Genomic DNA, 13,995 nt, shown 5'->3' with positions numbered 1-13,995 from the left:
GAAGAAGTCCCGTTAGAAAGTCAGCCTGTAGCCGATGCTTCCGTTGAAGCTGGTGGCGCGGCTGCGGAAGTCCGCATTGACATCCGCAAAAATGGAGCTGGTGTAACCCACCGGAATGGTGATGCCCGCGCCTGCCTGCACGCCGGTAGCTCCTTCCCTGGCTCCGTTCACGCGGAATCCTGCGCCGGGCACGCCGGCGGGCGACAGCGCCGCCGTGGTTTTCCGGTCGCCCAGGAGCTGGACAACCTGCACCCGCAGTTCACCCATGGACGCGCGGCCCGTCAGGTTGCTGGAGAGCTCTCCGCGGAGCCTCGCCCCCAGTCCCACGGTGCCGTAGGTGGAATCCATGTCGTCCACGCTCATGCCCAGGCCCCCTGATTCCGTGAAGCCGTCCATTCGGCTCTTGTACACGGAGGCGTTCACCAGGGGCTGGAACGCGGAGGTTTTGTTTTCATCCAGGTACAGGTCATACGTGCCTTCATAAAAGGCGCCGTAGCTGCTGCCGCTGGTGCTGCCGTGCATGGCGTACATGCCGGCTCCGGGGATGCCTGCGGTGCGGTCCAGGGAAGCGTCGTTCCATCCGTAGGTGAGGATGACGTTGTGCGCCCAGCGGCCCGACTGGATGCGGAAGAACAGATTGCCGTAGTAGGAGTCCAGGTCTCCGTTCGCCATGTAGGCGTCCAGGTCGCCATAGCTGGCGGAGAAGGCCGCTCCCCATACGAAGCTGTCGCTGCACGTTACGTCAAATCCGAAGGTGCCGCCCCAGGTGTTGAGCTTGTAGCCTGATTCGTCCATCCGGTCATCCAGTTTGCGGTAGCCGCCTTCCCCTTCAATCCAGGCGTTGAAGCAGGGCAGGTCATCGTTGATGTACTGCGGGGAGGCTCCCATCTGGGAGAGGCGGTTGCGCAGGTGGAGCACCTGGTCCCGGAGGGCTCCCTTCTGGGCGGAGTGCAGGGCGGTGACGCCGCTGCCCGCATAGGAGGAGAGGGCGGATTGAAGGGCGCCCGTGTCCCCCATGGCCTGGGCGGTGCCCACGGCATTGAGGAATTCCATCATGGCCGGGGTGATGCTTCCGGGGGAGGAGGTGACGGCCCACAGGCTGTCCACCGCGGCTCTCTGGTTTTCCGTGGAGGCGAAGTCCTTCAGCGGGCTGTCTCCCAGTTTGGTGAAGTGGACCTGGAACAGCTTGCCGTCGTCGGAGAGTATCTTGCTGATGTCATAGACGAGGTTGGCGAAGCCGGCATAAGTCAGGTTCACCATGTCCGCCGTCCAGGTTTCCCCGTTTGCCGTGGCCAGGCCGTTTTCCGCATAGAAGGCGTTGATGGTGAATTCCGGCAGGATGGCCCAGTCTCCCGCGGTACCCAGGCCGTAAATGTTGACGTTGATGGATGGGTCCGCCCCGTTGATGCGGATGGAGCCGTTTTCCGCCTTCACGGCGGCCCAGGCGTTGTCCGCGCTGCGGGCCAGCGTTTCCGTATTGACGGTGAGGTCCAGGGAAGCGCCGGAGTCCAGATCGGCCGCCACTCCGCCGTTGCTGCCGGTCAGCACGAGCTGGACCGCCCGCTGGTTGGGATTGCCGCCCAGGTACAGTTTGCCGTTGGAGGCGATGGAGAGCGTGTTGGCCGTGGTATTGTTCATCAGGGAGAGGTCCGCCGTGGCGTCCAGGTCGGAGGCGTCCCGGGTGTTGCTGCCGATGGAAATATCCCTGTAGGTCATGGAGCCGTCCGCGGCCAGGTCCTTGTCTCCCAGGACGAGGTGGCCGCCCGCCCGGGTATGGCTGACGTCCACGCCGCCATTCCCGGAGGAAAGGATGATCTGCGTGCCTTCGCCCCGGTGGGTGATGGCTCCCGTGCCGGTGATATCCCCCTTGAAGGAGTAGGTTTTCCCGTCGTTGGAGGCCAGTTCCAGACGTCCGTTTGCCCCCAGGTGGAGCGCGCCGTTTTCCTGCTCCTGGTGGAGCCCTTCCAGCGCGATCGTGGAGCCGTCCTGCAGGCGCAGGCTGCCGCCCCCCAGATGGAGCAGCACGTCTTCGCCCAGATTGCTGTCCGTGCCCAGAATCAGGTTGCAATTGTCCAGTTTCAGGGTGCCGGAGCCGGTGACGCTTGCGTGGAGCGTCAGGTCTGAAAGAGTGTCTCTGGCGATGGTGAGCAGGGCGCCCCCGTTCAGGGTGATGGAGCCGGAGCCCGCCAGATCCCCGGCGGCCAGGGAGGCGGAGTTCAGCGTCAGCGCGGCATCCTGTTCCACGTTCAGGGCGCCGGAGATGATGGAACTTTCCTTCGTGTTCTGGAGCACGAGTTCTCCCTGCTGCACGTCCAGAGCGGAGGCGGTCACCCTGCCGTCAACGGTCAGCCTCTGTTCACCGTCCTTGACGAGCTGCGCCGCTCCTTCAATGGAACCCGCGTAAGCGGTGTTGCCTGGTTTGTCCGGATCTGCGGAGGTTTCATTCAGCAGCGTGATGATCACGTCGCTGTCCGTTCCCGTGTTCACGACGGCATCGGCTTCCGTGCCGGCCAGATAGCGGATGGTGGTTGTTTTGTCTTCCGGCGCAGTGGCCGCGGACAGGTCGATGTTCAGCGTTCCGTTGTTGGTGACGCTGGGGGTTGCCCCCAGGGTGCTGGCGGAGGTGACGTTTTTGGAAGCTCCCTTGTCAATGACCATGGCGTCCAGCTGGCCGAAGGAGATGATTACCTGGCCGCCTTCCGTCCGGGTAATGTCCCACGCCATGCCGTTGTATTCGCTCAGCGTGATGTGGTTGGTATCCGCGTGCAGGGCGGCGTTGGTGACGTGGAAGGCGTAGTCCCCCGGAGCGGCGAGCAGCGCCACGGCATCCGCCGTCAGCGTCAGGGTCAGGTTCCCCAGGGTCAGAGTGGAATTAGCCGCGTCATTGAACTGGATGATTCCCGTGCCGTCCGCGCCCATGTTGGCGGCGGAAAGCCTCAATTGCGTGTCGGAGCCGGACAGGTCCGCATGGCCCGTCAGGCCGGAAATGGTTCCTGTGCCGCTGCCCATGTTGATGGAGTTCAGCTTGCTTCCGTCCAGGCCGCCCAGGTTGACGTTCCCGGTGATGCCGGAGACGGAGACGCTCCCGGCGCCCAGCCCCGCCGTATTGGCGAGCGCCCCCGCGGAGATGGATATTTTCCCGGAGACGGCCTGCCCGGCCAGGTCCAGCGTTCCCCCTTCCACCCAATAGGTTCCGGTTCCGGTGTCTGCGGATTTGAGGGTCAGGTTGTGCGAGGTGCGAATCGTGCCGTTGTTGGTGATGTCCAGCGTGGCTCCCTGGTCCTGGTTGAACCGGAGGGCGGAGCCTGCATCCACGGTCAGGGAGGCAACCGTATTGCCCAGGGCCTTGTCCAGCGCAAGGTCCGAATTTCCGGTGACCTGCACCTTGTCAAAGTTCTGGAGCGTTCCGAGGAAGCCGGTAGTGTAGTGGTCGAAGACGAGCTTCTTCTCCCCGTTCACTGTTCCTCCCCCCTTGCCGTCGATGGTGCCGGCGTATTTGTCAAATTTGTGTTCGGAACCGTCTCCGGTGGTGGCGGCAATGTCCTTCAGGGTGATGGCGGTGCCTCCGTTGATGGTGCCGCTGGCCTTGTTGCCGCCGCACAGGAGCGTCCATGTCCAGTTGTCCCCGTCAGCCTTGCCCAGAATGGCGTCCGTGCCCGTGACGGTCAGGCTGGTTCCCTGGGAGATGGTGCCGTCCGTCTTGTTCCCGGCGTAGATTTCGTTCATGAACGTTCCGCCGTTGATGTAAAGGGAGGTGGAGCCGGAGATGGTTTTGTTTCCCGTGTAAAGGCCGCCGAAAATGCGGTGGGAGAATACGCCGTCATTGAACACTATGGTGATGTCCCCGTCCACGGCGGTGGCGTAGGCTCCCGCCACGGAGGTGCGGTCCGCCTCCCCGTTGGTGAAGGAGGTGTCATAGGTCCCGGTGGAGGAGGAGAATTCCAGGTAAATATCCCCGTGGACGGTGCCCCCGTTAACAGTGCCGAATACCGTGGATTTGCCAATGGCCCCTTCCGCCAGGCGCAGGTGGATGTCCCCGTACAGGTCGCCCGACGTGTGGCCTCCTATCCAGCCGTTATCGCTGCTGACGCCTTCCCCCAGCGTCACCCACAGGTCCTGGCGGCTGTCCGCGCTGCCATAGGCCCCGTTGTTGGCGTAAATGAATTTGGTGCTTCCCGTTCCCGTGATGCTGGCGATGTTGGAGTTGGTGCCGTTGCGGGCATTATACGTGGCATTGGCCCCGGCCGTAGCCACGGCGGTGGCGGCGGCGCCCGTTGTCCATTCGATCATGCCCGGCTTGAGGGCGGAGGAAGCTCCGCCGTTTGCCAGATAAAGGGCTTCCGGTCCGGTGATGCCGCTGGTGGAGGGCGCGTAGGAGAGGGAGCCGTCCAGCGCCAGATTGGACAGGATGGCGTCCAGCGTGCCGGAATAGCTGAAGGTGAGGCCGGAGGAGCTGCCCCCCGCCGCCGTCTGCGCCTCCCCGATGAGGACGTCCCCCAGCCAGATGTAGTAGCCCGCGTTCAGGCCGTGGGCGTTGTCCCCCGCCACGTAGGCCACGCGGATGGAATCCGCATTGGCGGACATGTCTCTGGAGTACAGGATGGTGCTGCCCCACTGGATGTATGCTTCATTGATGTTCAGCGTTCCGTTGCCTAGATTCAGGGAGAAGTTGTTCGTGGTGTCCCAGCCGCCCGTGGCGCCGTTGCCCAGGCGCAGGGTAAAATCCACCGTGTAGCCCTTGTCCTGCCCCTGGGAGGCTCCCCAGTTGTAAGTGAGGGTGCTGCTGCCGGATTTGTTGAAGTTGATCGTGTTGTTGGAGATGGTGACGTTATTGGCGGTAAAGCCCTTGGCCGTCAGCGTCTGCTGGGTGATGGAGGGCGTCTGGCCGAAGTTGACGCCCAGTTCGTGGGCGGCTTTCCTTTCCTGCCCGGCGGACCGCCCCGCGTACCCCATGCCCTTGGCCAGGTTGCCCGCCATCAGCAGGTCCCCCTGGGCGTTCGGGTGCAGCCCGTCCGCCGTGGGATTGTGGAACATGGAGCGCACCCCGTAGAAAGGGGTGGAGGATGCCACGTCAATGATGCCCGCATTGATGTCAATGACTTTGACGCCGTTGGCGGCGTTTTCTGCGCCCCATTCTTTCAGGGATTCGTTGTAGGTGGCTACGGCCTGGTGCGTTTCAGCCAGGTTCCCGTTGGAATGCTGCGTCCAGCAGGGGATGGTCATCACCAGAATGCTTGCGTGGCTGTTGGCGGTGCGGATGGAGGAGACGATGGAATCCATGTCGCTCAGCAGAAGGTAGGTGACCCCGTCCAGCCGCAGGTGCAGCGTACTGTTGTTGTTGTCGGAAAGGAGGTCGTTGGTGCCGGCGAGCAGGAAAAACGTGTCCGGCGTGTCGGCCCCGGTAAAGGTCTGGCCCGTGTAGGTTCCCCCCTGGGTTTTTTCCGTGCTCAGGCCCAGCCAGTTCTTGATGTTGGAGCCGTCAAACCGCCCGTAGCTGCTGCTGTTCGCCCTGCCGGCGATTTCATAGGTCCGCGCGCTGGCCGCAGAGGAATGGAGATTCTGGAAAATCCTGCCGCCGTAGGAGGTTCCCGCGGCCACTCCGCCGCTGTAGTTGCCGGTCATGATACCTTTTTCGGTATAGCTGATGCCGTTGTCTGCAAAAATTTTGTGCATGGCCCAGCGCCAGGAGCCGCTGTTGACGCCATGGGTGATGGAGTCCCCTACGTACATGACGTTGCCAAGGTTTCCGTCTGAAACAGAGGCGGAGGCCACGGTAGAGAACAGGGCGCTGCACGCAAGCAGGACGGACCTTAGAGAGAAGGGTAATCTTAAACGCATATCCTAGCAGTATGCGAATTAGGAATCCGGCCTCAACTCAAAATGTTGAAGTTTAGTGTATTATAAATTTCAATACATTGAGATTGAAATCATTGTGACACGTCTGGTCTTTTTGGAGCTTGCTTTTTCCCCTGATTTTTGCAGGGCTTGGGATTTGCCGTGTTTTTAGCAGTAACTGACGGATTCCTAATCCGTTGCAGGATTAGTCACAAAGGCACTGGTTCATGTCCAGCGCAGGGTTGTCCGGAATGGAGTCATTGACGATGACGGCGGGAACGCCCGCCACCGTGGTATGGGGAGGGACGTTTTCCAGGACGACGGAGCAGGCGGCGATTTTGGCGCAGGCGCCGATGGTGACCCTGCCCAGGATTTTGGCCCCCGCGCCGATCAGGACGCCGGATTCCACAATGGGGTGCCGGTCTCCTTCCTCCTTGCCCGTGCCGCCCAGCGTTACTTCATGCAGGATGGAGACGTTGTCGCGGATGATGGCGGTTTCCCCCACTACAAAGCTGGTGGCGTGGTCCAGCAGGATGCCGCAGCCGATGGTGGCCGCCGGGTGGATGTCCACCGCAAAGACTTCGCTGGCCAGGCTCTGGAACTGAAGGGCCATGATGGTGCGGCCGTGCTGCCACAGCCAGTGGGAGATGCGGTACGTGGTGATGGCGTGGAACCCCTTGTAGAAGAGCAGGGGTTCCAGCGGCGTGCGGCAGGCGGGGTCCCGGTCCACGATGGCGATCAGGTCGTTGGCGATCTGGCTGAGGATGTTCTGGTTTTCCGCCAGCGCCTCCCGGATGAGGGGTTCGATCAGTTCCCGCGGCATGTCCCGGCGGGAGAGCTTGCGCGCCAGCCGGGCAGAGATGGAGGTGGCCAGGGAATTGCGGGACAGGCAGACGTCGTCCAGAATGCCGCGCATGGCGGGTTCTTCCTCAGCCGCCTCGCGGGCGCATTCCACCACCCAGTCCCATACTCCGTTGATGATGCATTCGCAGTTGGTGCACTGCCGGAGTTTTGAGCGTTTCAGGCTGGTCATGGCGGAAGAAGGTGGAAAGGCAAAAGGAGCCGCCTTTCCCGAAGGGGAAGGCTGCACCCCCACAAGTACCAGAGTACGGCGGATTTGAGAACCGGAAAGTACGTCCTATGCCCAGCCGGGCATGACCTGCCTCCGTCAGCCGAAGATGACGTGCACGATGTCCATGCACCAGGCGTCCACGGACCACGGGCCGGGACCGGTCAGCAGCAGCGCCAGGGCGGAGCCGGCATAGAGCAGGTGGAATTCCACGCCTTCCCCGGCTTTTTTCCCGGACCAGTTGGCAAAGTAGCCGTTTTTAACGTGCTTGGTCATGGCGACGGCCATCATGATGATGACCGCGAGCGCAGCTATCCTGGTGAAGACGCCCAGCACCAGGCAGATGGGGGCGAAGAATTCCGTCAGCATGGCCACCTTGGCCAGGAAGGGGGGAATGCCCATTTTTTCCGTGAAGGCCTGGTACGTGCCGTCCCAGCCCGCTCCCCCGAACCAGCCCAGCACTTTCTGGGCTCCGTGCGGCCACAGGATCAGGGCCAGCGTCAGCCGAAGGACCAGCAACCCCCACGCCGCCGCAATAATGGTAATGGAATCAATGGTGTCCATGAATTTGAAATGGTTGAAGAAAAGACCCTTTTATTCCATGGGACGTTCATTTCCGGGCATGGAAAAGGCCGGAAAAGGAGGTCATTTCCTCCCTCTCCGGCCCTTGAAGTCAGGATGGCGCGTCCGTTACCGGGGAATGGAATGGTAAAGCTGTTCCAGCGCCAGCACGCAGTAGGAGGTCACCAGGACGGGGTCCGCCTCCCACCAGCGGTTGTTGGTGTTTACCCAGGAGCCGTCGCTCTTCTGGATGGAGATGAGCTTGTTGGCCAGTTCGTCACGCCAGTCCACCTTGCGGCCGTCTTCCAGCGTCAGGGTGTCTATTCCCATGGCGCTGAGAGCCTTGGACATGGCCTGGTAGTAGTAGTACAGGCCCTGGACGCCCATGCCGGGGTTTTCATCCAGGTTGTAGCTGTTTTCCAGCCATTTGAGGGCCAGCTTGACGCGGGGGTCGTTCTTGTCCACATTGGCGTAAATGAGGGATTGCATGCCCGCGTACGTCATGCTGCCGTAGGCCCTGGGCGGTTCCGCCTTGTCAAACGCGGCGCTTTTGCTGTCCCTGGCGCTGGCGACGCCCGGGCGGTACACGAAGCCGCCGAGCTGGGATTTGTCACTGGAGACCCAGGGTTCCTTGTTGACGGCTGGGTTCTGCTGGCAGCGGTTGATGAATTCCGTGGCGGCGTTCCAGTCCAGGTCCGGCTGTTCCCCGTATTTGCCGTCCTTGGCGAGCTTCTGGGAGTAGTAAATGGCTTCCAGGGCCAGGGAGGTGTTGGAAAGGTCCGCAATGGGAGGGGCCTTTTTGTCCCCGTAGCCGATGCCGCCGTTGTAGGGGTTGTCCGGAGCGAAGTGGTTCTGCTGCTTGATGAGGTAGGCGCGGCCCTTGAGGATGGCGGGGGCGTATTCCTCCTTGTTGGCGGCCAGCAGGGCCATCATGCACACCGCGGTGTTGTAGGAGGACATGCCGCGGTTGAAGATGGAGCCGTCCTCCTTCTGGGATTTCAGGACGAAGTCATACCCCTTCCGGATGTATTCCGGGATGGGCTTGCCCTGGTTGGCGGGGTCGCGCATGTAGGCGGTGACCGCCAGGGCCGTCAGGGCCGGATAGGACGGCTGCGCCCAGTAGCCTTCCGGGTTCTGCTTGCTTTTCAGGTATTCGTTCCCTTTTTCAATGGCGCGCAGGATTTCCTGGCTGATGGAGGCGTATTTGGAGGCGGCCGCTTCTCCGGGAACGGCCGTCACGGTGGTCTGGCCGAAGGCGGCTGTGCCCAGCGCGGCGGCCAGCGTTAATGAAAGTGCGGATTTGAACATAATGTGCTATTGCTTGGGTTGAACCGGTTTCTGGGAGATGGTGACGGTGACGTTCGTGCCGGGGGGCAGGTTTTTCTTCGGGTTGACGATCCAGCCCGTGTCGTTGACGCCGTCATGAAAGTCGCCGATGTAGTTGATGGGGGAGGTGCGGCTCGCGAAGATGGAGATTACTTCTCCGCTCAGGCTGGCCTGGTAGGCCCCTTCGTAAAAGAAGGAGTTGGTGTAAAGCCAGTCATTGGGGTCCAGCCCCTTGCGGGTCTGGGAGTTCACGACCATGTCGGAAAAGTCGCTCTTCTGCTCCTTGCCGTTTTCCGTGTAGGTCATGGCGACCTGCACGTAGGAGTCCGCATAGTCCGCGGGCTTGGGCTCCGTGAAGGGGAGCCATTCAAAGTTTTCATCCCGCACCGGGAAGAATTTTTCAAAGCGGTGGAATTTGAGCAGCGTCATGCCCAGGCTGATGTGCAGGGGGTCCGCCTCCGTCACCAGCAGGGATTCATGCAGCTTGCCGTTGGGCATGCAGCAGATATATTCCAGAATGCCCTCCTGCATGTTGACCTGCGCCTGGAAGCTGACGGTGCGTTCCTTGTGGTTCACGATCACGTTGCCTATCTTGATGCGGTGCTCGTCCAGGGGTTCGAATTTGGGTACCGTCTTGCCGTCCGGCAGGGGGACTTCCCGGGGGGCTTCCTCCGGTGCGGGCGCATCCGGATCTCCCGCCGGGGCGGAAACGTCCTGCGCATGGGCAAAGCCCCAGGAGCAGGCAAGCAGGGTGATCGTAAATTTCAGGAACATGTTTATGGAAATTAGATTGTGAAAATGAAAGCTTCCGTTCAATGAAAAAGGCATCCGTGATTGATTTGTTACTTTTGAATCACGGATGCCTGGAAGGAATGATGGAGGGAGCCTAAACCAGTTTCAGCCTGGCAAGGTCCTGAAGGTCGACGATGCCCACGGGAGTCATTTCCGCGTTGAGCACCACCAGGTCGTCAATGTGGCGGTTGCTGACGGCCTTCACCGCCTCGGCGGCCAGGTCGTCTTCCATCACATAGATGGGGTTGCGGGTCATGAGGCCGCTGACGGGCTGCTCCCCGATGAGGGGATTGGCTCCGTACGCGCGGACGAAGTCTCCGTGGGTGAAGATGCCGGCCAGCTTGTTGTCCGCCGTCAGCAGGATGCAGGCGCCGGTGTGGGCGGTGGTCATCGCCTTCAGGCAGTCGTTCACGGAGGCGGTTTCCGGAAGGATGGCCATTTCCTCCCCCCGGCGCATGATGTCGCTCACCTTGGTGAGCAGCGCGCGGCCCAGGGAGCCACCGGGGTGGCGTTTGGCGAAGTCCCGCGCAGTGAAGTGGCGCGCTTCCACCAGGGCCATGGCGAGGGCGTCCCCCATGACGAGCATGGCCGTGGTGCTGGAGGTGGGGGCCAGGTTCAGCGGACAGGCTTCCCGGGAAACGCCCGTGTCCAGCACGATGTCCGAGTATTTGGCCAGGGAGGAGGCCGTATTGCCCGTCATGGAAATGATGGGCAGTTCAAAGCGTTTGATGAAAGGGAGCAGGGCCAGCAGTTCCGAGGTTTCCCCGGAGAAGGACATCGCGATGCAGACGTCGCCGTCCTGGACGATGCCCAGGTCCCCGTGCAGGGCGTTCAGGGAATCCAGCAGGACGGTGGGCGTTCCGGTGGAGTTCAGGGTGGCGACGATTTTGGCTCCGATGTTGCCGGATTTGCCTACGCCTACGATGACGATCTTGTTGCCGCGGTCCAGGGCCTGGGACATGAGTTCCACAGCCTGGTTGAAATTGTCATCCAGCCGGGACAGGACGCCGCGCAGCTCTTCAATCTCCATTTCAAAAACGGATTTGGCGCGTGTTAAATGATTCATATCTGGCGGGAATGATGCCAGATGCCCCCATGGCCGTCAATTTTTCATTGCGGCTCCGCGGTCCCCGTTTTTCCGGCACCTGCACGCGGGATTGGCTGCCAGCGGAATGGTGGTGAAGCGCATGCGCCGCGTGTCTGCGGAGAGCATGGCCCCCACCAGCGGAGAGGGGATGCCGGCCAGGTATTTCAGGGCTTCCATGGCCTGGATGCAGCCGATGATGCCCGCATGCGCGCCCAGGATGCCGGCGGCGGAGGCGGTGTCTTTCTCCTGCATGGGCGTGTCTGCCGGGAAGAGGCAGCGGTAGCACGCGGTGCCCTGGTGGGGGGCGAAGACGGCCACCTGGCCGATGAAGCCTTTCACGGCTCCGTGCACCAGCGGCAGGCGCAGGGCGCAGGCGGCGTCCGCCATGGCGAAGCGCGCCGCGTAGTTGTCCGAGGCGTCCAGGACCAGGTCGCACCCTTCCAGCAGGGAAACGGCGTTGTCCGGAGTGAGCCGCCTGTGGACCGTGTTGATGTGGACGGAAGGGTTCAGGGCGTACAGGCGCCTGGCGGCGCTGGCGGTCTTGGCCGTTCCCGCCGCATCCGTGGCATGCAGGATCTGCCGCTGGAGGTTGGAAAGGCAGACCTCGTCCGGGTCGATCAGGGTCAGCCGCCCCACGCCCGCGGCGGCAAGATAAAGGGCCGCGGGGGAGCCAAGCCCCCCGAGGCCCGTCAGGGCGACGTGCGCCCGTTTGAGTTTTTGCTGGCCCTGTTCGCCCAGTTCCGGAAGGGAAAGATGCCTTGCGTACCGTTCGGTTTCTTCCTGGGTGAGGGTCATTGCTGTCGTCGGGATTAACGGCGGGCGGAGTTGCCGCTGAAGGCGTACAGGAGCAGCGTCCATCCGGAGAAGATCAGTTCCACTGCGATCAGGGTGCCGATGAACCAGGCCGTGGATTCAGGCCAGCCGAAGATGACCATGAGGCCCAGGATCAGCGTGATGATCACGTTGAAGAGCCGCCAGCCGCTGGCGGGCAGGGAACGGGTCTGGAGCCAGATGGCCCCCTGGAAGACGGCGGCGATGACCAGGCCCCACCCGATGATGAGCGTGGTGATGGCCAGGGAAATATTGGGGTCCCGGAACAGGAACCAGCCGGCGATGCCGTACAGGATGGCCGTCACCAGGTTCCACCAGCGGGAGGACGGGACGGTGAAGACCTGGACCAGCCGGACGACGGCCAGGATCATCAGCATGATGCCGATCACCCAGATGAAGCTGGCCCCGACAATCCAGGGAGAGGCCAGGGCGATGAAGCCAAGAAATAGCTCGATGACGCCAAGGATACCCATCCACCATGAGTTGCCGGATACCGCGGAGCTGCTGACTTGAGGTTGAGTTGTCATATGGCGGTATGACCGGACCCGCGGCGGAAACGTTGAAGAATGACGATTTTATTTGCCGGCGGATGCCTGCGGCGGAGTGTTCTTCGGGTCCATGGTCTTCAGCAGCTCCGGAGTGACGTTGATCAGAACGGGGCCGCTTTTGGGGTGCGCCTGGGGGGGGACGAAGTAGGAAAAGGCCCTGGCGGGCAGTTGTCCCGGGATTTCCGGCATGATGTAAACCTCCACGAGAACGGCGCCCTTTTTGCCGTTAGGGCTGTCGGAAAAGTTCAGCGTGAGGGAGTTGGTTCCGTCCCTCAGCCCGCCGGAAATGATTTCCGCCAGGCGCGTGTTGTCGAATTCATGCGGGGAAATGTTGTTTACGTTCGCCTTGACGGTGCGGCCGGGGCAGTCCACCAGAATTTTTGCGATGTATTTGGGCGGCGGGCAGACAGGCGGCACGGCGGGAATTTTTCCAAGGGGCTGGAAGCCGTCCTGCTCCATCAGGACGGTGGCGTCGCCGCGCTTGAGGCGTTCCTTGACGGCGGGCAGGCGGGTGAGGTTGAAGAAGCGCGCCTGGTCGTATTTCCATTTGCCGTTTTCGTGGGTGAACAGCAGGACCAGGGCGTTGGAGTCCGTCGGTTCCTGGCCCAGCCCCAGGTCCACCTTGCCGTAGTAGGTGGCCGCGGCCGTGGGACCGTCCACCACGGAGCCCACGTACATCAGCGGGGCGAGCGCGGGCGGAGCCATGGGCTGCCGGAACAGGGAGGCGGGAAAGGGGCGTTTTTCAGAGACGGCCAGGTTGCGCACTTTCACCTGGCGGTAGGCGGAGGTGGTGGCTCTCCAGCCGTCATAGTTGCCGCGCAGCAGGTGCAGGCGCCATGTGTTGTAGGCTACGTCCAGATCGTCCCTCAGTTTGGCGTCTCCGGGCCGGGGGGCGGCGGAGGCGGGGGCGAGAAGAGCTGCGGCGCAGCAGGCCATGGTGAGAATGGAGCGGAAAGTCATTACACGATTATTTAGACATCAAACTTGCGCGGAGTGCAACACAATTGCATCATGAAGCCGTTCTTATGGAATTGTTCACGGAAGCCGATCATCTGGCGGAAGCCCGGTACAGGAAACTGTTGCGGGAACAGCCCGGCTTTGTGTGGAGGCGGTTTTCAGACGGTGAGGAGCTGATGGCCTACGTCTTTTTTCCTCCTGGCCATCGAGAGGGCGCTTCCGCGCCCTCCGTGCTGTTTTTTCACGGCGGCATGTGGGTGGGAAAGAGCCTGGGGGATTTTGTGCCATGGGCGCTTCACCTTGCCCAGCAGGGAATTGTGGGGATTATTCCCATGTTCCGTACGCGCGGCGCTTATGAGGTGGAGCCGATGGATATTCTGGAAGAGGGCCGGGAAGCCTGGGCCTGGGTGTATGAAAACGCCGCCCTGCTGGGTCTGGACCCGGCCCGCATTACCGTAGCGGGGAGCGATGCGGGAGGACTGATGGCCCTGCATGTGGCCCTCCCCGACCATCCCGCGCGCTGGTCCCTGTTCCGCAGGAAGGCTCCCCTTCCGCCCGGTCCTGCCGCCGTGGCCCTGTTCCGCGGCGTGTGCGATCTGGCGGCGCAGTCCGCCTTTAAACTGGGAGGCATGATGCCCCCTGACCAGCGGGATGCCGTCAATCCCCTGCGGCGCGTGCAGAAAGGGCTGCCTCCCCTGTTCGCGAGCCATGGCGGAAGAGACAGGCTGCTGCCGTGGCGCAATAGCGAGCGGCTGGCGGAGCTGTGGCGGAAAAAGAAAAACCGCTCCAGATTTGAGCTTCTGGACGTGGCGGACCACACGTTTTACCATTTCAATGTAAATGCCGCCTATTTTGAGCAATTGCTCAACAGTTGGAGTTCCTTCATGGTGGAGCAGGGCATTTGGGAATATAACGAGGGAATGGACGCCGGATTGCTGGGCTGACCGGAGAATACCGCCCGTGAAATACACGGCGGCAAGGGTGGGGCT

10 protein-coding genes are annotated in these 13,995 nt (G+C 62.0%); 1 reads left to right on the top strand and 9 read right to left on the bottom strand.

Features of this window, described 5'->3' with window-relative positions:
* Positions 1 to 12: 12 nt before the first annotated feature.
* From J5W70_RS02880 to J5W70_RS02840, 9 genes are all read right to left on the bottom strand, one after another.
* Positions 13 to 5,838, bottom strand: coding sequence for an autotransporter domain-containing protein (locus J5W70_RS02880; protein WP_215832913.1), 5,826 nt, complete (start codon positions 5,836 to 5,838; stop codon positions 13 to 15).
* A 202-nt stretch (positions 5,839 to 6,040) separates the two neighbouring features.
* A complete protein-coding gene (cysE, locus tag J5W70_RS02875; RefSeq protein WP_022397562.1) occupies positions 6,041 to 6,868 on the bottom strand; it encodes a serine O-acetyltransferase in 828 nt (275 codons plus the stop codon).
* A 135-nt stretch (positions 6,869 to 7,003) separates the two neighbouring features.
* Positions 7,004 to 7,468, bottom strand: coding sequence for a DoxX family protein (locus J5W70_RS02870; RefSeq protein WP_022397561.1), 465 nt, complete (start codon positions 7,466 to 7,468; stop codon positions 7,004 to 7,006).
* A 126-nt stretch (positions 7,469 to 7,594) separates the two neighbouring features.
* Positions 7,595 to 8,773: a prenyltransferase/squalene oxidase repeat-containing protein gene (locus tag J5W70_RS02865; protein ID WP_022397560.1), complete on the bottom strand. Its 1,179-nt coding sequence runs from the start codon at positions 8,771 to 8,773 to the stop codon at positions 7,595 to 7,597.
* A 6-nt stretch (positions 8,774 to 8,779) separates the two neighbouring features.
* Positions 8,780 to 9,565 carry a YdjY domain-containing protein gene (locus J5W70_RS02860; RefSeq protein WP_022397559.1) on the bottom strand — a complete coding sequence of 262 codons (786 nt, stop codon included), beginning with the start codon at positions 9,563 to 9,565 and terminating at the stop codon, positions 8,780 to 8,782.
* A 112-nt stretch (positions 9,566 to 9,677) separates the two neighbouring features.
* Positions 9,678 to 10,649 carry a KpsF/GutQ family sugar-phosphate isomerase gene (locus tag J5W70_RS02855; protein WP_022397558.1) on the bottom strand — a complete coding sequence of 324 codons (972 nt, stop codon included), beginning with the start codon at positions 10,647 to 10,649 and terminating at the stop codon, positions 9,678 to 9,680.
* Positions 10,650 to 10,685: 36 nt separating this feature from the next.
* Positions 10,686 to 11,465, bottom strand: coding sequence for a HesA/MoeB/ThiF family protein (locus J5W70_RS02850; protein WP_022397557.1), 780 nt, complete (start codon positions 11,463 to 11,465; stop codon positions 10,686 to 10,688).
* A 14-nt stretch (positions 11,466 to 11,479) separates the two neighbouring features.
* Positions 11,480 to 12,028 (bottom strand): HdeD family acid-resistance protein, encoded by a 549-nt coding sequence (locus tag J5W70_RS02845; protein WP_102722689.1) that lies wholly within the window; start codon positions 12,026 to 12,028, stop codon positions 11,480 to 11,482.
* A gap of 48 nt (positions 12,029 to 12,076) precedes the next feature.
* The gene (locus J5W70_RS02840) at positions 12,077 to 13,009 is read right to left on the bottom strand and encodes a hypothetical protein (RefSeq protein WP_022397555.1); all 933 of its coding nucleotides are present in this window, start codon (positions 13,007 to 13,009) and stop codon (positions 12,077 to 12,079) included.
* A 65-nt stretch (positions 13,010 to 13,074) separates the two neighbouring features.
* On the opposite strand from J5W70_RS02840, the gene J5W70_RS02835 reads away from it, so the two are divergent.
* Complete coding sequence (locus J5W70_RS02835) at positions 13,075 to 13,950, top strand: alpha/beta hydrolase (RefSeq protein WP_022397554.1); 876 nt, start codon at positions 13,075 to 13,077, stop codon at positions 13,948 to 13,950.
* The last annotated feature ends 45 nt before the right edge of the window (positions 13,951 to 13,995 follow it).

Origin of the sequence: Akkermansia massiliensis (assembly GCF_018847375.1) — a bacterium.
Taxonomy (GTDB): domain Bacteria; phylum Verrucomicrobiota; class Verrucomicrobiia; order Verrucomicrobiales; family Akkermansiaceae; genus Akkermansia; species Akkermansia massiliensis.
This window is presented reverse-complemented; position numbering and strand designations above follow the sequence as displayed.

What these genes read in the sequence shown, in the direction of transcription:
- J5W70_RS02850 (WP_022397557.1), bottom strand. Translation starts at nt 11,465, where the DNA reads ATGACCCTCACCCAGGAAGAAACCGAACGGTACGCAAGGCATCTTTCC.
- J5W70_RS02845 (WP_102722689.1), bottom strand. Translation starts at nt 12,028, where the DNA reads ATGACAACTCAACCTCAAGTCAGCAGCTCCGCGGTATCCGGCAACTCA.
- J5W70_RS02880 (WP_215832913.1), bottom strand. Translation starts at nt 5,838, where the DNA reads ATGCGTTTAAGATTACCCTTCTCTCTAAGGTCCGTCCTGCTTGCGTGC.
- J5W70_RS02840 (WP_022397555.1), bottom strand. Translation starts at nt 13,009, where the DNA reads ATGACTTTCCGCTCCATTCTCACCATGGCCTGCTGCGCCGCAGCTCTT.
- J5W70_RS02870 (WP_022397561.1), bottom strand. Translation starts at nt 7,468, where the DNA reads ATGGACACCATTGATTCCATTACCATTATTGCGGCGGCGTGGGGGTTG.
- J5W70_RS02855 (WP_022397558.1), bottom strand. Translation starts at nt 10,649, where the DNA reads ATGAATCATTTAACACGCGCCAAATCCGTTTTTGAAATGGAGATTGAA.
- J5W70_RS02865 (WP_022397560.1), bottom strand. Translation starts at nt 8,773, where the DNA reads ATGTTCAAATCCGCACTTTCATTAACGCTGGCCGCCGCGCTGGGCACA.
- J5W70_RS02860 (WP_022397559.1), bottom strand. Translation starts at nt 9,565, where the DNA reads ATGTTCCTGAAATTTACGATCACCCTGCTTGCCTGCTCCTGGGGCTTT.
- J5W70_RS02835 (WP_022397554.1), top strand. Translation starts at nt 13,075, where the DNA reads ATGGAATTGTTCACGGAAGCCGATCATCTGGCGGAAGCCCGGTACAGG.
- cysE (WP_022397562.1), bottom strand. Translation starts at nt 6,868, where the DNA reads ATGACCAGCCTGAAACGCTCAAAACTCCGGCAGTGCACCAACTGCGAA.